The 23,318-nt window shown below is 68.7% G+C and carries 21 protein-coding genes; 3 read left to right on the plus strand and 18 right to left on the minus strand.

Going from position 1 to position 23,318, the window contains the following annotated elements; all coding sequences use genetic code 11:
- Positions 1-156: 156 nt before the first annotated feature.
- Both EV653_RS24520 and EV653_RS24525 read right to left on the minus strand, forming a co-directional pair.
- On the minus strand, positions 157-837 hold the full coding sequence (locus EV653_RS24520; protein WP_134106021.1) for an SDR family NAD(P)-dependent oxidoreductase: 681 nt from the start codon (positions 835-837) through the stop codon (positions 157-159).
- A gap of 189 nt (positions 838-1,026) precedes the next feature.
- On the minus strand, positions 1,027-1,704 hold the full coding sequence (locus EV653_RS24525) for an NUDIX hydrolase (protein ID WP_134106022.1): 678 nt from the start codon (positions 1,702-1,704) through the stop codon (positions 1,027-1,029).
- Positions 1,705-1,783: 79 nt separating this feature from the next.
- Here EV653_RS24525 and EV653_RS24530 point away from each other — a divergent pair, with 79 nt between their 5' ends.
- Together EV653_RS24530 and EV653_RS24535 are read left to right on the plus strand one after the other, a co-directional pair.
- Positions 1,784-2,776: an SPFH domain-containing protein gene (locus EV653_RS24530; RefSeq protein ID WP_134106023.1), complete on the plus strand. Its 993-nt coding sequence runs from the start codon at positions 1,784-1,786 to the stop codon at positions 2,774-2,776.
- Complete coding sequence (locus tag EV653_RS24535; protein WP_134106024.1) at positions 2,773-3,648, plus strand: hypothetical protein; 876 nt, start codon at positions 2,773-2,775, stop codon at positions 3,646-3,648. The genes EV653_RS24530 and EV653_RS24535 overlap by 4 nt, the downstream gene beginning before the upstream one ends.
- Before the next feature lie 31 nt (positions 3,649-3,679).
- Here EV653_RS24535 and EV653_RS24540 read toward each other — a convergent pair whose 3' ends face one another.
- The gene (locus tag EV653_RS24540; RefSeq protein ID WP_134106025.1) at positions 3,680-4,426 is read right to left on the minus strand and encodes an SDR family oxidoreductase; all 747 of its coding nucleotides are present in this window, start codon (positions 4,424-4,426) and stop codon (positions 3,680-3,682) included.
- A gap of 102 nt (positions 4,427-4,528) precedes the next feature.
- Between EV653_RS24540 and EV653_RS24545 the strand changes: the two genes are divergently transcribed.
- Positions 4,529-5,335 carry a helix-turn-helix transcriptional regulator gene (locus tag EV653_RS24545; protein WP_166679541.1) on the plus strand — a complete coding sequence of 269 codons (807 nt, stop codon included), beginning with the start codon at positions 4,529-4,531 and terminating at the stop codon, positions 5,333-5,335.
- Here EV653_RS24545 and EV653_RS24550 read toward each other — a convergent pair.
- The 15 genes from EV653_RS24550 to EV653_RS24620 are packed head-to-tail and all read right to left on the minus strand — an operon-like array spanning position 5,322 to position 22,454.
- On the minus strand, positions 5,322-6,302 hold the full coding sequence (locus tag EV653_RS24550) for a hypothetical protein (protein ID WP_134106027.1): 981 nt from the start codon (positions 6,300-6,302) through the stop codon (positions 5,322-5,324). The two genes, EV653_RS24545 and EV653_RS24550, sit on opposite strands and share 14 nt — an antisense overlap.
- Positions 6,303-6,354: 52 nt before the next feature.
- On the minus strand, positions 6,355-7,500 hold the full coding sequence (locus tag EV653_RS24555; protein ID WP_134106028.1) for a glycosyltransferase: 1,146 nt from the start codon (positions 7,498-7,500) through the stop codon (positions 6,355-6,357).
- A 12-nt stretch (positions 7,501-7,512) separates the two neighbouring features.
- Positions 7,513-10,137: a glycosyltransferase family 4 protein gene (locus EV653_RS24560; protein ID WP_134106029.1), complete on the minus strand. Its 2,625-nt coding sequence runs from the start codon at positions 10,135-10,137 to the stop codon at positions 7,513-7,515.
- Positions 10,134-11,435: a nucleotide sugar dehydrogenase gene (locus tag EV653_RS24565; protein ID WP_134106030.1), complete on the minus strand. Its 1,302-nt coding sequence runs from the start codon at positions 11,433-11,435 to the stop codon at positions 10,134-10,136. Before EV653_RS24565 ends, EV653_RS24560 begins: the two co-directional genes overlap by 4 nt.
- A gap of 25 nt (positions 11,436-11,460) precedes the next feature.
- Positions 11,461-12,669, minus strand: a complete 1,209-nt coding sequence (locus EV653_RS24570; RefSeq protein ID WP_134106031.1) for an acyltransferase family protein — start codon at positions 12,667-12,669, stop codon at positions 11,461-11,463.
- Positions 12,670-12,673: 4 nt separating this feature from the next.
- On the minus strand, positions 12,674-13,738 hold the full coding sequence (gene wecB, locus EV653_RS24575) for a non-hydrolyzing UDP-N-acetylglucosamine 2-epimerase (RefSeq protein ID WP_134106032.1): 1,065 nt from the start codon (positions 13,736-13,738) through the stop codon (positions 12,674-12,676).
- Between the two features lies 1 nt (position 13,739).
- On the minus strand, positions 13,740-14,741 hold the full coding sequence (locus EV653_RS24580) for a Gfo/Idh/MocA family protein (RefSeq protein ID WP_134106033.1): 1,002 nt from the start codon (positions 14,739-14,741) through the stop codon (positions 13,740-13,742).
- Between the two features lie 2 nt (positions 14,742-14,743).
- The gene (locus EV653_RS24585; protein ID WP_134106769.1) at positions 14,744-15,835 is read right to left on the minus strand and encodes a DegT/DnrJ/EryC1/StrS family aminotransferase; all 1,092 of its coding nucleotides are present in this window, start codon (positions 15,833-15,835) and stop codon (positions 14,744-14,746) included.
- The gene (locus EV653_RS24590) at positions 15,832-16,443 is read right to left on the minus strand and encodes an acyltransferase (protein WP_134106034.1); all 612 of its coding nucleotides are present in this window, start codon (positions 16,441-16,443) and stop codon (positions 15,832-15,834) included. The genes EV653_RS24585 and EV653_RS24590 overlap by 4 nt, the downstream gene beginning before the upstream one ends.
- Positions 16,440-17,633 (minus strand): hypothetical protein, encoded by a 1,194-nt coding sequence (locus EV653_RS24595; RefSeq protein ID WP_134106035.1) that lies wholly within the window; start codon positions 17,631-17,633, stop codon positions 16,440-16,442. The genes EV653_RS24590 and EV653_RS24595 overlap by 4 nt, the downstream gene beginning before the upstream one ends.
- Positions 17,626-18,369 carry a hypothetical protein gene (locus EV653_RS24600; RefSeq protein ID WP_134106036.1) on the minus strand — a complete coding sequence of 248 codons (744 nt, stop codon included), beginning with the start codon at positions 18,367-18,369 and terminating at the stop codon, positions 17,626-17,628. Before EV653_RS24600 ends, EV653_RS24595 begins: the two co-directional genes overlap by 8 nt.
- The gene (locus EV653_RS24605) at positions 18,366-19,688 is read right to left on the minus strand and encodes a glycosyltransferase (RefSeq protein ID WP_238160048.1); all 1,323 of its coding nucleotides are present in this window, start codon (positions 19,686-19,688) and stop codon (positions 18,366-18,368) included. Before EV653_RS24605 ends, EV653_RS24600 begins: the two co-directional genes overlap by 4 nt.
- A complete protein-coding gene (locus EV653_RS24610) occupies positions 19,685-20,779 on the minus strand; it encodes a glycosyltransferase (RefSeq protein ID WP_134106037.1) in 1,095 nt (364 codons plus the stop codon). Before EV653_RS24610 ends, EV653_RS24605 begins: the two co-directional genes overlap by 4 nt.
- A 3-nt stretch (positions 20,780-20,782) precedes the next feature.
- Positions 20,783-21,601: an ABC transporter ATP-binding protein gene (locus EV653_RS24615; RefSeq protein WP_238160050.1), complete on the minus strand. Its 819-nt coding sequence runs from the start codon at positions 21,599-21,601 to the stop codon at positions 20,783-20,785.
- A complete protein-coding gene (locus tag EV653_RS24620; RefSeq protein ID WP_134106038.1) occupies positions 21,588-22,454 on the minus strand; it encodes an ABC transporter permease in 867 nt (288 codons plus the stop codon). The genes EV653_RS24615 and EV653_RS24620 overlap by 14 nt, the downstream gene beginning before the upstream one ends.
- Positions 22,455-23,318 lie beyond the last annotated feature (864 nt).

Below are 23,318 nucleotides of genomic sequence, written 5' to 3' on the forward strand. Positions count from 1 at the left end.
CAGCTCTTCCCAGTCGTGCGCATCGGCTCGTCCCCCTCCCGCCGAGTCGTGAAAATCAGCTCTGAAGATCTGCCGCGATCCACGACTCGGGGTTAGGGGCACCAGCCAATCGCCACGACTCGGCGGACTGGGGACTCCAAGTGCCTGCCGACCTGATCACGGCCGAGGAGCTAGCTGTTCGAAATGGAAGGCGCGGATGAAGCAGTCGCGGGGTAGGTCAGTGGCGAACAGGACGCAGTCGACGACCGAGTCGGCGGTCAGGGTGGCGCCTGGTTCGCGCGGGCCGTCTTGGACGAAGTCTGGTGGGAAGAGCGAGATCACCCGGATGCCCTCCAGCCGTAGGCGTCCGGACAGGATCTCGGCGTAGCCGGACTGGGCATGCTTCGCGGCGTAGAAGGCTGCGTGGGCTTCGGAGCGGTGCTGGCCGGTCTCGCCGGCGGCCGAGATCAGGTTGACGATGTCGGGGCGGCTGGAGGCTCGGAGGAGGGGAAGTAGTCGTTCGGTCAGCAGAACGGTCCCGGTTGCAGCGACTGCGATGGTGTCGGCGATGTCGGCGGGCGAGGCCACGTCGTCCAGGTAGCGGGCGCCGCTGTTGACGAGGATGTCGAGGCGGTCGACGGGCAACTGCTCGATCGACGCCGGGTCGGCAAGATCGAGTACGGCGGGGGTCGCCGTACCGCCGGCTGCGTGGATGAGGGCGGCCGTCTCCTCAGCGGCGGCGAGCGACCGGGCGGTTGCGAGGACGTGGGCACCTCCGGCGGCGAAGGCCAGGGCGAGTTTGCGCCCCGTGTCGCGGCCGGCTCCGGTGATCAGGACGTGTCGTCCGGCGAAGGTCATGGGCGACAGGCAAGCACCTCAAGCCGACTGCAGGTCAAGCCAGCACCCCACACCCTCCACACAACCTGACCCGCGTCCTTCTACCCCCACACAACTCCACCCTCGCCAGGCGCCTCCGCTCCACTCCACACGACCTCCACCTCCAGCGATCACCACCCTCACCCCGCGCCTCGACTCACCTCCTCAGACTCAGCCGCGGGTCATTGGCGGGTGCAGCGTGGTGGCGGTGCCGCGGTGGAAGAGTTGGGCGGGGCGGCCGCCGTCGCGGGTCGTCGTACCGCCGGTGGGTACGACGAAATCGGCGGTCTTGGTGACCTTGCGGTGGAAGTTGCGCGGGTCGAGCGGCGTACCCCAGACCGCCTCGTAGACCCCGCGCAGCTCGGAGATCGTGAACTCCGGCGGGCAGAACGCCGTCGCGAGCGGCGAGTACTCGAGCTTCGCGCGGGCTCGCTCGACCGCGTCCGCCAGGATCCGGTGATGGTCGAACGCCAGTCGCCCGGCATCGACCTCGGCGACATCGACCCAGTGCGCCGACGCCGCGTCCGACCCGGCGACCGGCGCGGGCAGGTCCGGGACCAGGGCCAGGTACGCCACGCTGACCACCCGGCCGCGCGGGTCGCGATCAGGAGCGCCGTACGTCGCGACCTGCTCGAGGTGGATCCGCTCCGAGGACAGCCCGGTCTCCTCCGCGAGCTCGCGGCGAGCGGTCGTCTCCAGGTCCTCGTCAGGTCTGACGAACCCGCCGGGCAGCGCCCAGCGACCCTGGTACGGCGCGATGCCGCGGCGGATCAGCAGCACCTGGAGGCGACCGTCGCGCACGGTCAGGATGACCAGGTCGGCGGCCAGGCCGAGCGGCTCGAAGTCCATGGAACCCACTCTAATCGTCATCTTGACGAGAAGTCACCTCCGGACTTATCGTCATAGTGACGACAAGGAGAACGAAGAGATGGCAGACATCACCCGGTTCCGCTTCATCAGCCACCTGCGAGCCAACCCGACCACCCACGTGCGGCACCTGCGCAACGGCAAGCTTGCGCACGACGGCGCCGGACAGGCGTTCTGGTTCCGGGCGCTGAACTCGTCGCTGAGCGAGATCCCGATCGACGACCGCGAGCAGCCGCTGTTGTTCCACGGCCGCACGCAGGACTTCCAGGACGTCGCCGTGCAGGCGAGCGTGACCTATCGCGTCACGGACCCGGCGCTGGCGTCCAGCCGCCTCGACTTCGGGATCGACCCGGACACGGGGCTGTGGCGAGCCACCCCGCTCGAGCAGCTCGGCGGTCTGCTGACCGAGCTGGCACAGCAGACCGCACTGGACCTGCTGGCCCGCATGACGCTGACCGAGGCGCTGTCCGAGGGCATGACAGGTCTGCGTACGGCGGTCGGCAGCGGGCTGCGCAACGACCAGCGCCTGACCGGTCTCGGCATCGGCGTCGAGGACGTGCGGGTGGTCGCCGTACGGGCTGAGCGGGACGTCGAGAAGGCGCTACAGACTCCGACGCGCGAGATGGTGCAGCAGGCCGCGGACAAGGCGACGTACGAACGTCGCGCGATGGCCGTCGAACGGGAGCGTTCGATCGCCGAGAACGAGCTGCAGAACCAGATCGAGCTCGCCCGCCGCGAGGAGCAGCTCGTGAACCAGCGCGGTCAGAACGAGCGTCTGCGCGCGACCGAAGCCGTGGCGGCCGAGGCGATCACGACCGAGGCGGCTGCGAGCCAGCAGCGAACGCTGAGCCAGGCCGAGGCCGACGCGAAGCGGGTCATCGGCGCCGCGGAGGCTGCTGCGGAGAAGGCTCTGCTGGAGGCGTACGCCGACCTGGACCAAGGCACGATCCTCGCGCTCGCGATCAAGCAGGGCGCCCTGCCCGAGATCGGCACGCTGAACCTGACCCCGGACCTGCTCACCCCACTATTGACGAAGTTGGCCGAAACACGATGAGCCTCCCCCCAAGAGCGGTGATCGTGCATCGGGCGACCGAGCTGACCGAGTTGGTCGCCCGGCATGGGACGAGGCAGCAGGCCGGGTTCTTCCTGGCCGGGCGCGGGCGCGACCTGGCAGAGCTCGATGCACGGCACCAGGCCCAGCAGGACGCGCTCGCCACGGTGTCGGCGGCGATCCCGCTGGACTGGCGGCGAGCTGTTGCCGAGCGCAACGACCTCGACCGGTTCGGGTTCGGGCCGGAGGACGTCGTGATCGCGGTCGGCCAGGACGGTCTGGTCGCCAACGTCGCGAAGTACCTCGACGGCCAGCCGGTGATCGGCATCAACCCCGAGCCGGCCCGCAATCCCGGCGTACTCGTGCCGCACGAGCCGGACGCGATCGCGGACCTCCTCACCACCCGGACCGTCGCCGAACGGACGATGGTTGCCGCGAGCACCGATGACGGACAGCAACTGCTGGCGTTGAACGAGGTGTACGTCGGCCACCGTACGCACCAGTCCGCGCGCTACCGCCTCACCTCGCCCGACGGGCTGCCCGAGCGCCAGTCGTCGTCAGGGATCCTGATCGGCACCGGCTCTGGATCGACCGGCTGGTGCCGATCCGTCTGGCAGGAACGACGCAGCCCGCTCGGCCTGCCAGCACCGACCGATCCGACCCTGTGCTGGTTCGTCCGCGAGGCCTGGCCATCACCAGCAACCGGCACCACCAACACCGAAGGGTTGCTGAAGGCCCCCGATTCCCTGACGATCACCGCCGAGTCCGACCTCGTCGTCTTCGGCGACGGAATCGAATCCGACACCCTCACCGCAACCTGGGGCCAACGCATCGAGGTCGCCGTCGCCGCGGTGAAGCTACACCTTGTGGTCTGAACGATCGTGTTCCAGACCGTGCGAACAGGTGCTAGATCTCCTTCGACGGTTGGATGATCAGGTGCGGCAGATTGACGTCGCGCGGGCGGGTGACGACGTACGCGACGAGTTCGGCGACCTCAGTGACCGGGACGGCGGGGAGGTTGCTGCGTAGGTCGTTCACCATCGCCTGCAGATCGGCTGGGAAGCTGTCGGCCAGTTCAGTGCCGTCGATCATGCCGGGTTCGAGGTTGGTTACCCGGATGCCTTCACCGGCGAGTTCGGCCCGCAGCGTCCGGGTCAGGTGGCTGACGCCGGCCTTCGAGGCGCCGTACGCCGCCATGCCAGGGTTGAACCTGTCAGCGGCCAGCGAGGACACGTTGACGAGGTCGGTTGTCCTATTCTCGGCTGATCGCCTGAGCGCCGGGAGGAACGCGTGCGTGACCGTGATGACGCCGGTCAGGTTGACCTCGACGGTACGGCGCCAGTCGGCGACCGGCCCGTCCGCGAACGGGACCACCGACATCAGCCCGGCGTTGTTGACCAGCAGATCGAGGTCGCCGAAACGCTCCTGGACCTGAGCCGCGGCCTCGGCCACGGACTCCTCCGACGTGACGTCCGCCGGTACGACGAGCGCCGTACCCCCGGCCTCGGCGATCTGCGCGGCGACCTTCTCGAGGCGGTCGCGACGGCGGGCGAGTAGTGCGACAGCTGCACCGTCTGCGGCGAGACGAGTGGCGATGGCAGCACCGATTCCGCTGGCGGCGCCGGTGACGAGTGCGATACGTGAAGTACTCATGGCTCTACGGTCCGACGGACCCGGCCGGCTCAGAAGATCCGCTTCGACCGTAGGTCTGGCAGTACCACCCAGTGTGTTGAGCGTTCCGGGGATACTGGACGGGTGAGTGCGCTGGGAGAGTTCTTGCAGACCAGACGGGCCCGGGTGCGCCCTGAGGACCTGGGTCTGCGGCCCGGTCCGGACCGTCGCGTCACCGGCCTCCGTCGCGAGGAGGTTGCGCTCCTCGCCAACGTGAGCGTCGATTACTACATCCGGCTCGAGCAGGGCCGCGCCGGCAACCCGTCCGTCGCGGTCCTCACCGCGGTCGCCGATGCGCTGCGGATGGATCAGGCCGAGCGCGATCACCTGCGCTCGCTGGCGTGCGCGGCCCCGCCCGCCGTACCCCCGAAGGCACCTGTCCGCCCCCAGTTGCAGGCGATGCTCGACGCGATGCAGGACCTCCCTGCGATCGTCGTCGACCGGCTGAGCAACGTACTCGCCTGGAACTCCGCCGCGACCACAGTCATCGCCGACTTCGAGGATCCGGCGCAGCGAAACCTGGCCCGCTTGTACTTCATCGATCCGTCGTCCCGCGAGTTCTACGCCGACTGGGAATCCGTCGCCGAGGACGCGGTCGCTCTGCTCCGTCGCGCATCGGCGGAGTACGCCGACGATGCGGAGCTGGCGGCACTGGTACAGGAACTCCGCACCGCCAGCCCCGACTTCGAGCGTTTCTGGCTCTCCCAGAACGTCCAGAACCGCTCCCACTGCCCGAAGACCTTGAACCACCCACGCGCCGGCCGCCTGACCTTCACCCTGGAGTCCCTTCAACTCCCAGGCGACAACAGCCAGTTCGTCATTACCTACACCCCAGCGGATCAGGCCACCGCATCCTGGCTGACCCAGGACTCCGCTACTACTCGCCGTTAGCGGTGTCGTAGACGGGGATGGTTACCCATCGGAAGTTGACTGGGTCGCTGAAGTTGCCGGCTACCTCGCCGCGGGACTGGATGACGGTCGACAGGCCGTTCGCGTGGCCTACGGCGTACAGGTAGTTCTTCTTGGTGTCCTTGTCGATCGCGAGCAGCAGCGTGCCGTACTGGCCGCAGCCCATCGCGGACAGCGTCTCGAAGCCCTGCCAGGTGCGGGTGCGGACCTGCTTCACGACCGGCTTCATCGGCGACGCCGACGGGATCCGGATCGTGTACAGCGCTCCGCCGCGGGTGTTCGCGAGGAAGGTGTCGTACGTCGGGGTCTTGGCGATCAGCGTCATCGTCTTGACCGACGAGAAGCCCGGGTACGACCCGCTGGCGCGCCAGCCCTTCTCGCCGACGTTCCAGCGGTACAGCACGCCGTCGTTGCGCAGCGCGTACGACGTCGACCGGTAGATCTTCTTCGTCCCGTTGTCCGGGCTCTCGTAGTCGGACGTCTCCAGGAACGTGAAGCTGCCCCACCCGCCACCGACGCGGCTCAGCGATCGGTTGTCGATGGTCCCGTCGCCGTACACCTGGTAATAGCTGTAGTAGAGCGTGTCGCCGATCACGACGTACCCGTAGCGATCGGTGCCGGAGATGTCCGGCTCGATGGTCTGCCGCGCGCTCAGCCGGACCTGCCCGGGCGTGTACACGCCGGCGGTGGTCCAGTCGTCCGGCACCTGCGGCGGGACCGTCGCGGTCGGGTCCGCGAAGTGGTGGCCGCCGCTCGCGGTCACCCCGCCCTGCCAGACGAAGCAGGCATTGGCCTGCGCCGCGGTGATCTTCCGGTTGGTCCCCGGCACCGTCGCGCCGGGCTTGGTCGGGTCCGGCTTCGCCGCCCCATGGGCGTTTGCAGCCGCCGGCATCAAAGCGGTCAGCGCAAGCGCAGCGCCACTGGCCAAGGCAATGAGTCGTCGATTCATGTGCACCCCTCTCACACCCTCTGATACAGCGAGGGCGGGAAAGGTTGCGGCGTCAGCCGGACAGGTCGGCGTACGCAGCGACCAGGGTCGCGGAATCCTTTGCCCAGTTGAGTTCTGCGGCCGCCGATCGGACGCCGTCGGTGTAGGTGCTGTAGTTGTCGATCACCGAGCGGACCGCGTCGGTCAGCGACTGCGCGTTGCCGGGCTCGTACAAACCGCCGAGCTTGTACTGCGTGACGACCGCGCGCAGCTCGGGGAGGTCGGCGGCGACAACCGGAACACCGGCGCGGACCGCATGGAACAGCTTGTTGGGAAGGGCAAGGCGGTGGTTCTCGCAGGTGTTCGTCAGCGTGACGAGCGAGATGCCGTACGTGCGGAGCGTGTCGTCGACCTCGTCGATCGAGCGTTCCGGCACCGTCTCCACCGGGCCCAGATCCAAGCGATAGTTGGGATCCACCGACCCCATCAGCACCGTCCGGAACGGCAACAGTTGCCGCGCCGCCGCAACGACCGTCGGCAGATCCCGTCCGGCCCCGACGCGTCCGGCGTACAGCAACCCCTCCGGCCGGTCCGGCGCCGGCGGTACGTCGTCCGCGCGCGGGAACGTGTTCCGTACGACGCGCACGTCCGCCAACCCGCGTGAACGCAACCGCTCCGCGATCCCGTCGGACACCGTGAACACGACCCGTGCACGCGACGCGAGCGAAACCTCGTACCGCCGCCCGCGCGCCCGCCACAACGGAGTCGGCCGGCCAGGCAGCGCCCGGTCGAACCACAGCTCGTGGCTGTCGTAAACGAGCGACGCCGACCACTTCTCGGCGTACTCCGCCGCAAGCTCCAGCGTGTTGAAGTCATGCGCATGGACGACGTCAACGGGTCCCGCCGCGGCCACAACCGGGGCCGCAGCGGTACGCCAATGCTTCTCTGTGCGGTTGCGGTGCTCCGGCAGCAGCAGCCACCGACCGAAGCGCTGCACCAGCACCTTCGGCCCGTTGCGCCCGTGGCCGACCGCCAGACCGCCGTTCCCGCTCCGTAGACCGGAGGAGCGGGAGACCGACTCCACCGTGATGCCCGGCCCGATCTCGAAGCCTTCAGGGACGTCGCGGCCGATCACGTGCAGCGTGTGACCGGCCGCGGCCAGCGCCGTGGCCTCCCGCAGGATCCGCGAGTCCCCGGCGATCGGGGACTGCGCGATCATCAGAATCCGCACTTACTCGCCGGCCTCACGTGGGGTGAGCTCGTTGTTGAGGAACGGCAGCAGCACCTCGACCGACCGGTGTCCGTCGTGCAGGTCCCGGACGTAGCCAGGGCCGGCGTCGGCGATCTTCCGGGCCGAGTCGCGCTCGCTGACCAGCCGCTCGATCACCTCGGCCAGGTCGTCCGGCGTCGCCTCGGCGATCGGCAGCTCGCTCGGCAGCAGGTCCCGGACCGGGTCCGCGATGTGGCCGACGGTGACCCGGCCGGCGGCCATCGCCTCACAGGCGAAGACGCCGTACGAGCCGAGCAGCATCTGGTCGACGACGATGTCGGCGTCCTTCACCATCTCGGCCAGCTCCGCATGCGGCACACCCTGCACCCGCTGGTACGTGATCAGGCCGCGCGCGTCCAGATCGGTCAGCACCGGGTCGACGTACGCCGAACCCTTGAGCGCGCTGGCCGACGGTGCGTGCAGTACCACCGGGACCTCGCGCTCGAGCACCGGCCGGTTCGACGCGAAGCCCTCGACGTCTACGGCCAGCGGGATCCAGATGCCGTTCTCGACGAACTCCAGCAGGTCCGGCGTGGTCACGTAGACCGGGCCGTCGTACCCCTGCAGGTGCCGGCGCATGTTGTCGTTGCCGGACTGCAGCCGCTGGGTCAGCTCGTCCTCGGGGTTGCGGAACGGGGAGTACCGGTAGCGCGCCCGATGCATGGCCGGGTCGCGGATCTCAGAGCCGTGGAACAGCACACCGTGCTTGATCCCGGCCTGCTCGACGATCGGTACGTCGGTGGTCCACATCTGCCCGCGCTGCTGACCGAACATCGGCCGGCCGGCCTCGAACAGCACGTGGGTGACCTCACGCAACGCGTACGCGGTCAGCTCGAGCTGCCAGCGCAGGTCGGTCCGGTACTGCTTGTACGTGCCGGTGCGGTGCACCTTGAAGTCGAACGTGCCGCTGCCCGTGGTCAGCGACTCGACCTTGACGTTCGGCACCTCGCGCTCGACCGCGGTCGCCCACAGCCAGGCCTGGCCGGCGCTGTTGACCGGACCGATCAGCAGGTGCGGCTGCCGCTTCTCCACAGACCCGCGCCGACGGACGACGTCCAGCTGACGCCCGGTGAGCTCGCCGTACAGCGCGCGCAGGTTGGCAGCCTGGCCGGACCAGGACACCTCCTGCTGGTACACCGGGTCCGCGACGCGCTCCCGGTAGCTGTCGAGGTCCCCGAGGACCGTCCGTACCTTCGCCGCGAGGCCCTTGGTGTCCTCGGCGGTGAACACCTCGCCGATGCGAGTGCGCTCGACGAACTCCTTCATGCTCGGCATGTCACTGACCACCACCGGCAGACCGGCGAAGGCGTACTCGAACAGCTTGTTCGGCAGCGCCATCTCGTGGCTCGGGTACCGCAGGATCGGGATCAGCCCGACGTCCGCAGTACGCAGGAACGCGACCACCTCGTCCGGCTTCACCGGGTCCAGGCAGTGCAGACGGTCGTCCACCCCCAGCTGCGCAGCCTGCGTCTGCAGCTCGCGTACGGCGTCCGTCGCCACCCCGGGCACGCACACGACAGCCAGGTGCACATCCGGCAGGTCGACCAGCGCCTGCACGGCGGTGTGGATGCCACGCGCCCGTGTCACGCCACCGCTGTAAACCAGCAGCGGTACGTCGGAAGCCAGGCCGAGCTGGCTGCGGATGTCGGACACCTCGACCGACACGTCCGCAGGGTTCGGGGTGTTCATCACGACGGTCGGCTTGAGCTTGAGTTTGTGCTCGGCCTGCAGCCGGGTGGCGATCGCCGGGCTGACCGTGATCACCCGGTCGACGTCGCCGATGTACTCGCGCTCGTGGTTGGCCCAGGCCGCGATCGAACGCCGGGTGCGCGCGCCGTACTGCGAGAGGCCGGCGACGTACTCGTGCGCGTCGTAGACCACCTTCAGCGTGCGGCCACGCAGCTTCGCGCGACCGGCGGCGCGGGTCGCGACACCGATCACGTGCATGTCGTGCGCGTGCACCACGTCCGGCTCGAGGCGGTCGATCAGGTCGCCGAACGCGAGCTCCAGGTCCAGCGCCTCAGGGTGCAGCTTGCGCCACGGCGCCGGCCAGGGCAGCCGGTGCAGCACACCGTCGTACGCCCGCCAGCTGAACTTGAACGGCGCATCGGCCTTGTTGCCAACGCCCTTGCGGACCCAGCTGGCCCGCTCGGCGGCCTTCCAGCGCGCCCGGCGGAGCAGGCGGGTGCCGACGCCGGCCTTGAACTGGAGTGGATTCCCCTGGCCCGCTTTCGCCCGCGCGATCGCGTGCCCGGAGTCGGCCTTGAGCTCCTTCAGCTCGGCCTGGATCCGCTCGCTGCGCGCCACGTAGGTCGTGCGGTGCTTGTACCCCACCAACGGCGGCCGCCAGTTGCGTCGCGCCGTACGGCTTCGTTTCCGTTCCTCACGCAGTGCGAACGGCACTGCCACCCGGACGATCAGCGCACCGTCGAGCATCTCCCTCGACGGCAGGCCGCTGGCCGAGACCCCGAGCACAGTTACCTCTGCTCCGGTCTCGGCCAGTGCTGCGGCCTCCTTGCGGACCCTACTGTCGTTGGTGACGTCGTTCGCGACCATCATCACGACCCGCAGGTCGGCAGTTGTCACTGGCTGACCGACCTTCCGATCACAATCCGACGCACGCCGGCCCAGCGGGCCGGGTCGGTGCGGTCGCGACCGTCGACGAGCACCTTCACACCCGGCAGGTCGGCCGGGCTCAGCTGTGCGTAGTCCGCGTGGTCCGCCTGCAGCACGGCCGCGTCGACCGGAGTACCCAGCGTGTACGGCGTGAAGCCGAGACCCTGGAGCTCCTCGTCGGTGTACAGCGGATCGTGCACGGACACCTCGGCGCCGCGCGCCTTCAGCGCCTCGACGGCCGGGAAGACACCGGAGAACGCCGTCTCCTTCACGCCACCACGGTACGCCGCGCCGAGCACGACCACCTTCGCGCCTTTCAGGTCGCCGAAAGCGCCCTCGAGCAGGCCGATGGTGTAGTCGGGCATGCCGGCGTTCGCCTCGCGGGCGGCCCGGACAACGGTTGCCTCCGGGTCGGTCCACAGGTACAGCCGCGGGTAGACCGGGATGCAGTGGCCGCCGACCGCGATACCGGGCCGGTGGATGTGGCTGTACGGCTGCGAGTTCGACGCCTCGATCACGGCGTGGACGTCGATGCCGTTCTGGCCGGCGAACCGGGCGAACTGGTTCGCCAGGCCGATGTTGACGTCGCGGTAGGTGGTCTCGGCCAGCTTCGCCAGCTCGGACGCCTCGGCCGAGCCGAGGTCCCAGACGCCGTTCGCGCGCGGCAGGTCGGGACGCTCGTCGAAGTCCAGCACCGCCTCGTAGAAGGCGATGGCGCGCTTCGCGCCCTCCTCGGACAGACCGCCGACCAGCTTCGGGTACTTGCGCAGGTCCGCGAAGACCCGGCCGGTGAGGACCCGCTCCGGCGAGAACACCAGGTGGAAGTCGGTGCCCTCGGTCAGGCCGGAGATCTCCTCGATCATCGGCTTCCACCGGTTGCGGGTGGTGCCGACCGGGAGCGTGGTCTCGTAGCTGACCAGGGTGCCGGGGCTCAGGTGCTCGGACAGCGAACGGGTCGCGTTCTCCATCCAGCCGAACTCGGGCTCGCCGGTCTTCTCGTCGACGAACAGCGGCACCACCACGACGACCGCGTCGCTGTTCGGGATGGCGTCCGCGTAGTCCGTGGTCGCCCGCAGACGGCCGTCGGCCACGGTCTCGGCGAGCAGCTCCTGCAGGTGGGCCTCACCCGGGAACGGCTCCTTGCCGGCGTTCACCATCTCGACGAACTTCTCGTTGATGTCCACGCCGACGACCTGATGGCCCTTGGCCGCGAACTGGACCGCCAACGGCAGTCCGATCTTGCCTAAGGCAACAACACTGACACGCACAGGTTCTCCACTAGGTAGTGATTCTTCATCGGGGGCCCCGGAGCTTCCGTTCCAGCGGGTGCTCGACGAACTTGAAGAGCAGCCACGAGGCAATGATCGAGAGGACGAGGACACCGGCGTACCACGTCAGGTTGGACCAGCCGATCGGGCCGGCCACACCGTGGTGCTCCTTGATCGCGTACAGGATCGTGGCGTGCACCAGGTAGAAGGCGTAGGACCATTGGCCGAGCGCGACCATCGGCTTGCTGCGCAGCAGCGACCGGCCGCCGCGGGTGTCGCGGGACGCGACCGCAAGGATCAGGAAGCCGTACAGGAACGTCAGGATCTCCTTCTGGCACAGACCCATGGTCACCGCGCCCGGGAAGTTCGCCGGGTGCGCACCGGAGTACCAGAGGATGTACAGACCGCCGCCGGTGACCAGGAACGCGAACCACACCGGGATCCGCGGCTTCCAGCCGGACCGCAGCGAGATCGCCAGGCCGATGCCGAACAGGAACGCCACCGAATGCAGGATCGGTTGCGGCAGGATCGGTACGACGTCCTTGTAGTGGAACAGCGCCAGCCGGTACGCACCGCCCGCCACGAGCACCGCGACGCAGAGGATCAGGCCGCCGGTCGTCTTGAGCCGCTGCGTGGCCCGCCAGACGAACGGGAAGTACGCGTAGAAGAACGCCTCCACCGACAAGGTCCACCCAGCCGGGTTTCCGCCGTACAGGATGGTCGGGTTGTTCGACCAGCCGTGCACCAGGAACAACGACAGCACCATCACGGTCACCGAGATCGGCTTGATCCAGGACATCCCGGCCGGCGGGTCGGCCCGGTAGAAGACGAAGAACGCCGCGACCAGCGTGAGGAAGTACAGCGGGAAGATCCGGGCGAACCGGCGCCGGTAGAACGTCCGGATCTTCGTGCCCTTCTGGGCAGACCAGGTGAGCACGAAACCGGACAGGACGAAGAAGAACGTGACGCCGGAGGTGCCGTACTTCAGGAAGTCGAAGATCGGCAGCGGCGCCAGGTTGGTCATGTGATGGCAGAACACGAAGAAGGCCGCCCACCAGCGAAGGCCGGTGAGCGACTCGACTCGTGGCAGTCGTCCGCTGCGAGAAGCCGGCGGTGTGCCGGACTCGCCGGGGAAGACACTGACGGGCGCGCCGGGCGGCGGGGTCCCCACATCTGTCGACCCAGGCAGCTCCTGGGTCGACGGCGTCTGGTTCTCTTCGGCGGCCTTCGTCATGTAGTTACTCCGCGAGAGTGGCGACGACACGCTCAGCAGCGTGGCCGTCGCCGTAGGGCATCGGGCGTTCCCCCGTGGGAGCCGGCCGTGCGGCCAACTCGGGCAGCTTACTCACGTCGGATGTCAAAACGTTCCACCCGTCCTCGAGCGTCTCCACCCACTCGGTCTCGGTGCGCAGCGTGGTGCACACGCGGCCGAGCAGGAAGGCCTCTTTCTGGAGACCGCCGGAGTCCGTCACCACACCGGCCGAGCCGAGGACGGCCGCGACCATCTCCGGGTAGGCCAGCGGCTCGCGGACGTGCAGGGAACCGTCCGGGCGCTCCAGCTTGATGCCGTGCTCCGCACACTTCGCGACCAGGCGAGGGTGGGCCAGCAGCAGCACCGGGGAACCGGCCGCCGCCAGACCGTCGACGATCGCGGCCAGTCGCGCCGGGTCGTCGGTGTTCTCGGCCCGGTGGATGGTCGAGACGACGTACTCACCCTGCTTGAACGGGAGGTCCAGCGGCTTGTCCCCGACCGCGTCGCGGACCCGGAAGCAGACGTCGGTCATGACGTCGCCGACCAGCCGGGACTTGTCCGTCAGGCCCTCGTTCGCCAGGTGGTCCATCGCCACCTGGGTCGGGGCGAGCAGCAGGTCGGCCGCGTGGTCGGTCAGCACCCGGTTGTGTTCCTCCGGCATCAGCCGGTTGAACGAGCGCAGGCCGGCCTCGAGGTGCGCGACCGGCAGGTGCATCTTCACCGCGGACAGGGCACCGGCGAGCGTCGAGTTCGTGTCGCCGTACACCAGCACCCAGTCGGGCTTGTGCTCGTCCAGTACGGCGTCCATCGCGGCCAGCATCGCGCCGGTCTGGACGCCGTGGCTGCCGGACCCGACGCCCAGGTGGACGTCCGGGTCCGGGATCCGCAGGTCGGCGAAGAACACGTCGGACATGTTCTTGTCGTAGTGCTGCCCGGTGTGCACGATCACGTGCTGGTGCCCATGCTGCTCTTGCGCCGCGGCGAATGCCTCCGCAACCGGCGCCAGCTTCACGAACTGTGGGCGAGCCCCGACAACACTCAGAACCTTCATGCTAGGCAGACTCCCCAGCGACCTTGATGGTTCGATCCTCGGCGGCGGACTGGATCACGGCCTCGGCCACCGCGACGGTGGTCAGACCCTGCTGCAGCGTGACGATGTCGGCTTCCTTGCCCAGGACCGCGTCGCGGAAGGCCTCGTGCTCGGTCTTCAGCGGCTCGGGCTTGCTGATCGCGTACCGGATCATGTCGCCCTCGCTGACGCCGCGGAAGTGCGCGACGTCGTCCCACGCGGTCTGCACCGTGCCGTTCGCGTGGAACGACAGGTCGGCCGTCAGGGTGTCGGCGATGAACGCGCCCTTCTCACCGGTGACGACGGTGAGCCGCTCCTTCATCGGGGACAGCCAGTTGACCAGGTGGCTGGTGACGGTGCCGTCGGCCAGCTTGCCGGTCACGGCGATCAGGTCCTCGTACTGCCTGCCCGACTTGTGGGCGCTCTGCGCGGACACCGTGACGAACGGCGACTGCGTCACCCACGCGGTCAGGTCGATGTCGTGGGTGGCCAGGTCGAGCACCACGCCGACGTCGGCGATCCGGGCCGGGAACGGGCCCTGCCGACGCGTGGTGATCTGGTAGGTCTCACCCAGCTCGCCGGCCTCCAGCCGCACCCGCAGCGCCTGCAGCGCCGGGTTGTACCGCTCGATGTGACCGACCGCGCCGACCAGCCCGGCCGCCTCGAACGCCTTCGCGATCTCGGTCGCCTCGGACGAGGAGCCGGCCAGCGGCTTCTCGATCATCGCGTGCACGCCGGCCTCGGCCAGCGCCTTCGCGATCTCGGCGTGGTACTGCGTCGGCACCGCGACCATGCAGTAGTCGAGCTTCTCGGCGATCAGCTGCTCGATGTTCTCGTGCACCGGACGACCGCCGGCCACGTTGAACTTGTCACCGCCCGGATCGGCGACCGCGACCAGGTCGACGCCCTCGAGGGAGGCCAGCACGCGAGCGTGGTGCCGTCCCATCATGCCCAGGCCGATCAGGCCCGCACGCAGGTTCGCCATGATCACGCACCCGCCTTCGCCACGGTGTTCACCGCGGCCACGATCCGGTTCAGGTCGTCCTCGGACAGCGAGGGGTGGACCGGCAGCGAGAGCACCTCGGCCGCGGCCTTCTCGGTCTCCGGCAGGTCCAGCTCGCGCTGGAACGACGGGAGCCGGTGGTTCGGGATCGGGTAGTAGACGCCGCAGCCGACGCCGTACTCCGTCCGCAGCGCGTTCGCGAAGCCGTCGCGGTCCTCGGTCACGCGGATCGTGTACTGGTGGTACACGTGGCTGGCCTCGGCGGCCACGGCCGGGATGCCGACACCGGCGAGGTTCGCGTCCAGGAAGGCCGCGTTCTCCTGCCGCTGCTTGGTCCAGCCGCCGACCTTGGTCAGCTGCACCCGGCCGATGGCGGCGTGCAGGTCGGTCATCCGGTTGTTCAGGCCGACGACCTCGTTCTCGTACTGCTTGAGCATGCCCTGGTTGCGGAACAGCCGCATCCGGCGCTCGATCTCGGCGTTCGCGACCGAGTTCATACCGCCCTCACCGGACGTCATGTTCTTGGTCGGGTACAGGCTGAACATCGCGAACTCGCCGAAGGTGCCGACCGGCGCGCCGTTCCAGGTGGCGCCGTGGGCCTGCGCGGCGTCCTCGTAGATCTGGATGCCGTGCTTGTCCGCGATCGCCTGCAGCGCGGTCATGTTGGCCGGGTGGCCGAACAGGTGCACCGGCATGACGGCCTTGGTCTTCTCGGTGATCGCTGCCTCGACCGCCTTCGGGTCCAGGCAGAAGTACGTCGGCTCGATGTCGGCGAACACCGGGGTGGCGCCGGTCAGCGCGACGCTGTTCGCGGTGGCGGCGAAGGTGAACGACGGGACGATGACCTCGTCACCCGGTCCGACGCCCGCGGCCAGCAGGCCGAGGTGGAGACCCGACGTGCCCGAGTTCGTCGCGACGCACGCACGGCCGGAGACCAGCGCTGCGCCGAACTCCTGCTCGAACGCCGCTACCTCGGGGCCCTGGGCCAGCATGCCGGACTGCATGACACGGTCGACGGCCTCGCGCTCCTCCTTCCCGATGATCGGCTTCGCGGCCGGAATCGGCTGCACCATCAGTTCTCCTCCAGGTTTTCTTCGGCCGGCCGCAGCCGCCCGTCGGTTTCGATGTACATCTCGCCCGTGTTCGGGCACTTCCACTCGCCGTCCCCGACGTCGAGCAGCGGAACTCCGGCCTTGCCGACCCACTTGAGCCGACGAGCCGGAACCCCGGCGACCAGCGCGAAGTCTGGCACGTCCTTGGTCACCACCGCACCGGCGGCGACGGTCGCCCAGCGGCCGATGGTGACCGGGGCCACGCAGACGCTGCGCGCACCGAGCGAGCAGCCTTCCTTCATCGTCACCCCGACCGGTTCCCAGTCGTGCCCGCTCTTCGGCGAACCGTCCGGGTTCACCGCGCGCGGGAAGTAGTCGTTGGTGAGTACGACGGCCGGTCCGATGAACACACCGTCCTCGAGCGAGGCGGGCTCGTACACCAGCGCGTAGTTCTGGATCTTGCAGTTGTCGCCCATCCGGACCCCGGTCCCGACGTAGGCGCCGCGGCCGACGATGCAGTTCTTGCCGAGGACGGCGTTCTCGCGGATCTGCGCGAGGTGCCAGACCGACGAACCGTCGCCGATCTGGGCGCTGTCGTCGACGTCGGCGGATGGCGCGATGCGGGACGTCACAGGGTCTCCTTCTGGGTCAGCCAGGGTTTCAGTACTTCGGCCGAGCGGCGTCCGTCATGCAGCTCCGTGACGAAGCCGGGACCGGCAACCGCCCGCTCGGCAGCGGCGTCGCGATCGGCGATCAGACCGGTGACGACATCACCCAGGGTGTGGGGATCCGCCTCCACGATCGGCACCTCTCGCCCGGCCAGACTACGCACACGGTCACGCACACCGTCACCGACGTACGAAACGACGATCCGCCCGGCAGCCAGCGCTTCGGCAGCCGCCACGCCGTACAGACCGATCCGGAGTTGGTCGACAACGATGTCGGCGTCGCCGATCACGGCCGGCATGCCGCTGTGCGGGACGCCGGTGATGCGCCGGTACTCGATCTGTCCGCTGTCGTGCAGCGCGGTGAGGACGGAGTCGATCTCCGCGGTGCCCTTGAGCTTCGCGTTCGACGGAACGTGAGCGACGACGGGCTTGGCGTGGCCGAACAGCGGCCGGGCCGCCTGCTGCCAGGGCGCCGGGTCGATCGCGACCGGCAGCCACTGCGCGTTCGGTACGTCGTCCAGCAGGTCGACCGTGGAGACGAAGACCGGAAGCTTCAGCGACTCGACGAGCTCGGCGTGCCGGCGTGCCTGCGCCTCCAGCCGCTCGGTCAGCTCGTCACCCGGGGTGAACGGCGACCAGTGCTCGCGCTTGGCGTGCCGGCTGGGCAGGCGGATGTCCGAGCCGTGGAAGAGCAGTGAGACGTTGATGCCCTTCTCGAGCATCGCCTCGATGTCGGGGGTCGCGTCCGGGTAGCCGCGGGAGCCGAAGACCGGGCGCAGCGACTCGACCATCACGTGCGTGTAGTTCGACAGGATGTGCTGCTGCTGGGCGCGCTGCCAGCGCGGCTGGCCGAACCAGGCCAGCGGTACGCCGTAGTCGTTGGTGAATTCGAACTGGCCCTTGCGTTGCAGGGTGAACGAGACGGCGTCGACGTCCGGCAGGGTCTGAGCAGCCCGTGCCCAAGCGTGGCCCTGACCGGCGGAGTTGGTCGGTCCGACCCACATCCGCACCGGCGTCGTCGCTGCCGGCGGGAACGCCGGCAGCTGCGCGAACGAGTACCGCAAGCCCCGTAGGCGCCGCCGGACCGCTCCCGCGGTCCGGGCCAGCGGCGCCGGCAGGTGCTCGCGGATCGTCATCGTCGTCGTGTCACCCATTACCTGCCGGTGCCTTCAACTGGTCGAACTCACGGCGGGCGGCCGGCAGACCGAGCACCACCGGGGTGCTCGACTTCCGCTGGCCGAGGTTCCAGCCGGCCCAGATCGCACCGGCATCCAGCGCCACCACCACGTCGGCCTTGTCGATGGTCGCCATCACGTCGCGGCGGCTGAGCACACGCTCCCAGTAGTTCTTCCCGAGATCGTTCGTCGCCCGCTGCCCACGCAGATACTTCACCGGCGCCGACGTCTTAATTGCCTTAGGCAACATCCGACCGGCAACCTTACGAGCCCTACGAGCACGCCACTCCACAGCCTTGACAACCCGCTTGGCCCCGGTCGGCTTCGGCTTCGAGACGGGCTTCGACTGCGGCGACGGCTGCGGTGCCGACTGCGGCGCCGGCTCGGCTGCGGCGACCTCGGCGGCAGCCGGGGCGATCTTTGCCTCGTCGGCGACGACAGTCTCCGGATCGGCGACCGCTTCCGGCGCGATGACGGCGTCGGGAGCTTCCTCCGACACCTCCGCGGCCGGCTCCGGGTCGGGGGCCGGTTGGGCGGGCATGCGGCCGGGGCCGATGAGGGTGAAGGTGTTGACCTTGTCGGCGACCCACGCCGACGGGGCTACCCAGCCGACGACGTCGATGACGATGTTCGGGTCGCCGAGATCCTCGCGGACCTGGTCGAAGTACGTCGGCGGAAGCCGCCGCGTGGACAGCAGGACGACGGTGTTGTTCACGCCGCAACCCCCTTCACAGACGCAGCCAGCGACTCGATCCGCGGATCCAGCTGCAGGTCCCGCCGGTACGACGCACCGAACTCGCGCGCCTTCGCCCGGATCCCCTCGTCCGCGGTCCGCGCCGCGTGCGCCGCCTCGATCAGCGCCGCCGCGATCGCCTCCGGCGTCACGTCCGACACTGGGAACCACAACGGATGACCCCGCAGTACGTCGGACGCCGCATTCTCCGGGTCGTGCACCGACACCACCGGCAACCCGGTCGCGAGGTACTCGAACACCTTGCCGCTGGTCACGTACCGCCCCTTGCCCAGCATCAGCAACTGCACGTCGAACTCGTCGTACGCCTTGGCGATCTCGGCCTTGCCGACCGGACCCTCGTAGCTGACCCCGGCCTCGGACGCGCTGTTGATCGTCGCGAGCATGTCGGCCCGCGGCTGCGCGTAGTACCCGAGGTAGCCGTGGATCTTGGCCTTCGCGCCGGCCAGCTCCTCGGACTGCTCCTTGGCAAGCTTCCAGCCCTCGACGAACTCTGTCAGCGGCACCTTCGGCGACACCGTGCCGACGTACCCGAAGACGAGCGGGCGGTCCGTGACCGCGCCGCGGTCGGCGGTGTCGGGCACCAGGTCGGGGTCGAAGCCGTTGGCGACCGTGTGCATCTTCGACGCGTGCGCCGGGTAGAGCTTCTCGTGCCACTCCTTGATCGGGTCGTTGACGAACCAGACCTCGCGAGCGGACTCGACCAGCTTCTTCTCCCACTTGGCCGCGCGGCTGTTCGGCTCGTGCAGCCGGTCGCCGGTGAACACGTCCAGCAGCCACGCGTCGCGGTAGTCCATCACGTACGGCACCTGGAACTTCTTGTGCAGGTGGTACGCCGCGGTGAACGCGACATGCGGGTTCGCGGTGGCGACGGTCAGGTCGACCTTGTGGGCCTTGTGGATCCGCTCCGCGGCCTTCTCGATCACCGAGCGCCACGGCCCGTACCCGGTCTCCGGGAACGGGATCTGGTCCTGCTTGGTGCGCCACTTGCTCCACAGCTTCGGGTTCTGCGCCCGGCGCTTGGACCACTTGCGTAGGTCGGCTTCGAGGATCGGCCACTCGAACGGCACCCGGACGACCTCGACGGAGGGGTCGACCCGCTCCTCGAGAGTCAGGTCCGCACCGGTGAACCGGAAGAACGTGTCGCGGTCGGCCGTCAGCACGGTCACCTTCCAGCCGAGCGCGGCGAACCGGTTGGCCGTGGCCAGTGCCCGGTAGACACCGCCGCCCCGGCAGGGCGGGAAGCCCCAGGCGACGTACAACAGGTGAGGGCGGTCGGTCATGCACTTCCTCTTAAAAGATTGAGAATCGCGTCGGCCAGGTCGTCGTACGGCGTATTGGTCGGCAGGTGCTCCGCTGCCCACTGCAGCGCGTGGTCGTGCAACTTCTCCAGCTCACCGGGGTCCGCGGACCAGCGCCGCAGGGTCTCGGCAGCCTCCGCCACCGAGTCCACCAGGACTCCGCCACCGGACTCCTCGATCACCCTGGTCTGCCGGGGCAGCCGGGTGGAGAGCACGGGAAGACCGCTGGCGAGGTACTCGTAGATCTTGGACGGCATCGCTTCGATGAACGCCGGGGTCGGCTGCAGCATGGCAAGGCTCGCCCAGGCACCCTGCGCGATCCGCCAGGCGTCCGCGGGTGGCTGGCGCCCGTGCAGCCGGACGCGGCCGGCCAGCTCGGGCTCCTCGATCCGGGCTTCGAGCCTGTCCCGGTCCGACGGTGCGACCGGCCCGACCAGGTCGAGGGACCACTCCGGCGCCGCAGCGACGGTCTCGACCATGTCGAAGAGTCCGCGGCTTTCCCGGAGGTCACCGACGTACACAGCGCGCGGAGCGCCGGTCGCCGGGGCCGGAGCCAGGAAGCCGTGGTCAGGAAGGTTCTGAACCACCAGGCGGTGCTTGGCCTGGTGCGGCGCCAGATGCGAGTCGGCGACCACGGTGAGATCGGCGCCCGCGGCCAGCTTCGAACCGGCGCGGACGATCAACCGGGCCGGTAGACCAGCCGGGCCCTTGGCCCAGGCACGGTCGGCCAGCAGCCGCTCGTAGTCCTCGTGGACGTCGACGACCAGCTTCCGCCGCCGCAGGCCGGTGACGAGACGGGCGATCGGGATCATGTCCGGATCGACCGTCATCACGACCTTCGCGTTGGTCCGCCACGGCAGCACGGCGGTCCGGGCCAGCCGGTGCACCATCGTGCCGCGGGGTCCGGCGTGCACGACCGCACCCGCCGGCCCGCCGGCGGCCTCACCGAGGCCCCAGAGCTCGACCGTGAGGTCGCGGTTCTGCAGGGCCGCGGTGATCTTGTGCAGGCGCGCGTCGGCCACGTCGTGACCGGTCGTGATGATTCCCACGTCCGGCGCCGAGCTGCGTGACATCGGTCAGAGGTCCTCGAGTGAGACGGCTTCTTCTTCCCCGACCTGCAGGAACTTGGTGTAGGCCTGGATGACCTCGTTGGGCTCGCCGCGCATCATCAGCTTGCCCTTGTGCAGCCAGATGCAGTCGTTGCACATCTCGCGGACGCTGCTCATCGCGTGGCTGACCAGGAACATGGTCCGGCTGTTCGAGACCAGCTCGCCCATCTTGGCCGCGGCCTTGGTCTTGAAGGACGCGTCACCGGCGGACAACGCCTCGTCGATCAGCAGGATGTCCGGGTCCATGTGCACCGCGACGGAGAACGCCAGCCGGCTGAACATGCCGGACGAGTACGTCCGCATCGGCATCTCCATGAAGTCACCGAGCTCGGCGAACTCGGCGATCTCCTCGTACCGCGCCTCGATCTCCTTGCGGCTCAGGCCGGCCGCCAGGCCGCCCAGCACCACGTTCTCCTTGCCAGAGAGCGCGGCGTTGAAGCCGACACCCAGCGACAGCAGCGTGGAGACCCGGCCGTGCACCTCGATCCGGCCCGATGTCGGCGGCAGGATGCCGGCCACCGCGCGCATCAGCGTCGACTTTCCGGCGCCGTTCGCGCCGATGATGCCGATCGTGGTGCCGTGGTTGACGTCGAAGGACACGTTCTGGACGGCCTTGACCTCGCGGACGGCGCGCTCGCCGCGGCCGAGCCGGATGATCGCGCTCTTGAAGGTCGGCACCCGCTCGAACGTTGTCCGGTAGGTGATCGACACGTCCTGGACCTTGACGGCGGGGATGTCCGAGGGGCTCTTGTGCATCGGCTTCTTCTCGGTCTCAGAGACGGACAACGAACTCACGCTCCCTCGACATGAAGAACAACGAGCCGATCACGAACGCGGCTCCCGCGAACACCACGGCGCCCGCCCACATCTTCCACTCCGGGATGTGGCCCTTGACCAGCAGGTCGGTCCAGCCGCCCAGCAGCGAGTAGAGCGGGTTGTACTGGATGAAGCCCTTGAACTTCGCCGGCGCCTGCTCGGCGAACCAGAGCACCGGCGACATGTACAGCCAGATGCGCACGAAGTACGGCAGGAAGCTGGTGGTGTCCCGGAAGTACACCTGCAGCGCGGCGAAGATCATCCCCATACCGGCCGCGAAGATCGTCAGCAGCACCAGGAACACCGGCGCGAGCAGCATCTGCCAGTGCAGCTTCAGCCCCACGATGACGTGGATCGCGACGTACACGACCAAGGTCGGCAGGAAGCGGAAGAACGCCGTCCGCACCGCGGACAGCGGGAGCAGCATCCGCGGGAACGACTGGTTCATCAGCAGCTTGCCGCCGCCGACCACGCTGGCCGCACCGGCCGTCATCGCACCCGAGAAGTAGTAGAAGGCGAACAGGCCGCCGCACATGTGAGCGAACCGCAGACCGGCGTCCACCTTCGTGCTGCCACCGGCGATGATGTCGGTGAGCAGGTAATAGACCAAGGCGAGCAACAGCGGGTTCAGCACCAGCCACACCTGGCCGAAGAAGGTGTTCGTGTGCGCACCCCGGATGTTGGTCCGGGACATCTCCGCTGCGAACTCTCTCCGCTGCCACAGCGCCTTGAAGTACGGGCGCAGGGCCGGCAGGCCGACCTTGTGTGGTTCGTACACGTGCACCGACGGGTTGAACTCCTCGTCGACGCTAGTCGCGTTCATTCAGGCGACGCCTCTCTCTGCCGGAAAGTTGGATCCACGATGGCCGGGCACCTGGGTTTCGGCGACTGCCGCCCGGGGTACGGCGGCGTGCCACGCAGACCGGGAAGCAGAGTAGCGGATCGGCTTCAACGCCGACGACACAGCGGTCCTCCTTAGTGAGCAACGACGTACAGACGGCTACGAAACCCCGTACGACACTGCATCAGTAACACCTGAGTCGTCCTTCGCCGATCGTTATCCGGAATATACATTTGACAGGCAGCGACGACCAAAACGCCTTGCAGCCAAGTCAAATCGCGGTCAATTCATGGGTACGACGCTACGCACCGACGCGAAGTTGACGTGACCTGCCACACCAGACCTGACCGATGACCACGCCGAGCCGGAGGCGAGGCCGAAAAGCACTGTTATCGGCGGGACCCCGGAAGATGCTTCCTGGCCGGAGCGAGCCGGGCGGAGGACGTGACGCGCAACATCACATCCGCGCTCCCCATGGACAGCCTCACCATCCACGGAGCACCGGTCTGCACCTTCCGGGGGCCCACCGTCGATCCGGGGCAACGTCCACGCTGGGCGGAAGCGGACGCACGCCGTACCGGATCGGCCGGCACGATGACCAGGGCGGCGGTCATCGCGCCTCTAATCCGTCCCCAGAGCGGCTGCGGACGCCGGCAGGTGCGCGCAGCAGGTGTGGAGACGGACCGGAGGCCGGCGGAGGACAGCGGCGGCTGGAATCCCTGCAAAGATGCCAGCGCGCTGGGGACGGCAGCATCGACACGAGCGGCTGCGGCACACGGCGGAACCGGTCGCATCGGGCTTCTCCTCCTCATCGGCCTCACGATTGGAGATGCCACAGTTTGTACA

The sequence above is a fragment of the Kribbella pratensis genome (assembly GCF_004365355.1).
Classification (GTDB): domain Bacteria; phylum Actinomycetota; class Actinomycetes; order Propionibacteriales; family Kribbellaceae; genus Kribbella.

Coding starts and splice junctions, on each gene's coding strand:
- EV653_RS24570 (WP_134106031.1), bottom strand. CDS start 12,669: ATGACGAAGGCCGCCGAAGAGAACCAGACGCCGTCGACCCAGGAGCTG.
- EV653_RS24595 (WP_134106035.1), bottom strand. CDS start 17,633: ATGGGTGACACGACGACGATGACGATCCGCGAGCACCTGCCGGCGCCG.
- EV653_RS24555 (WP_134106028.1), bottom strand. CDS start 7,500: ATGATCGCGCAGTCCCCGATCGCCGGGGACTCGCGGATCCTGCGGGAG.
- EV653_RS24540 (WP_134106025.1), bottom strand. CDS start 4,426: ATGAGTACTTCACGTATCGCACTCGTCACCGGCGCCGCCAGCGGAATC.
- EV653_RS24620 (WP_134106038.1), bottom strand. CDS start 22,454: ATGAACGCGACTAGCGTCGACGAGGAGTTCAACCCGTCGGTGCACGTG.
- wecB (WP_134106032.1), bottom strand. CDS start 13,738: ATGAAGGTTCTGAGTGTTGTCGGGGCTCGCCCACAGTTCGTGAAGCTG.
- EV653_RS24605 (WP_238160048.1), bottom strand. CDS start 19,688: ATGACCGACCGCCCTCACCTGTTGTACGTCGCCTGGGGCTTCCCGCCC.
- EV653_RS24525 (WP_134106022.1), bottom strand. CDS start 1,704: ATGGACTTCGAGCCGCTCGGCCTGGCCGCCGACCTGGTCATCCTGACC.
- EV653_RS24580 (WP_134106033.1), bottom strand. CDS start 14,741: ATGGCGAACCTGCGTGCGGGCCTGATCGGCCTGGGCATGATGGGACGG.
- EV653_RS24610 (WP_134106037.1), bottom strand. CDS start 20,779: ATGTCACGCAGCTCGGCGCCGGACGTGGGAATCATCACGACCGGTCAC.
- EV653_RS24550 (WP_134106027.1), bottom strand. CDS start 6,302: ATGAATCGACGACTCATTGCCTTGGCCAGTGGCGCTGCGCTTGCGCTG.
- EV653_RS24520 (WP_134106021.1), bottom strand. CDS start 837: ATGACCTTCGCCGGACGACACGTCCTGATCACCGGAGCCGGCCGCGAC.
- EV653_RS24535 (WP_134106024.1), top strand. CDS start 2,773: ATGAGCCTCCCCCCAAGAGCGGTGATCGTGCATCGGGCGACCGAGCTG.
- EV653_RS24530 (WP_134106023.1), top strand. CDS start 1,784: ATGGCAGACATCACCCGGTTCCGCTTCATCAGCCACCTGCGAGCCAAC.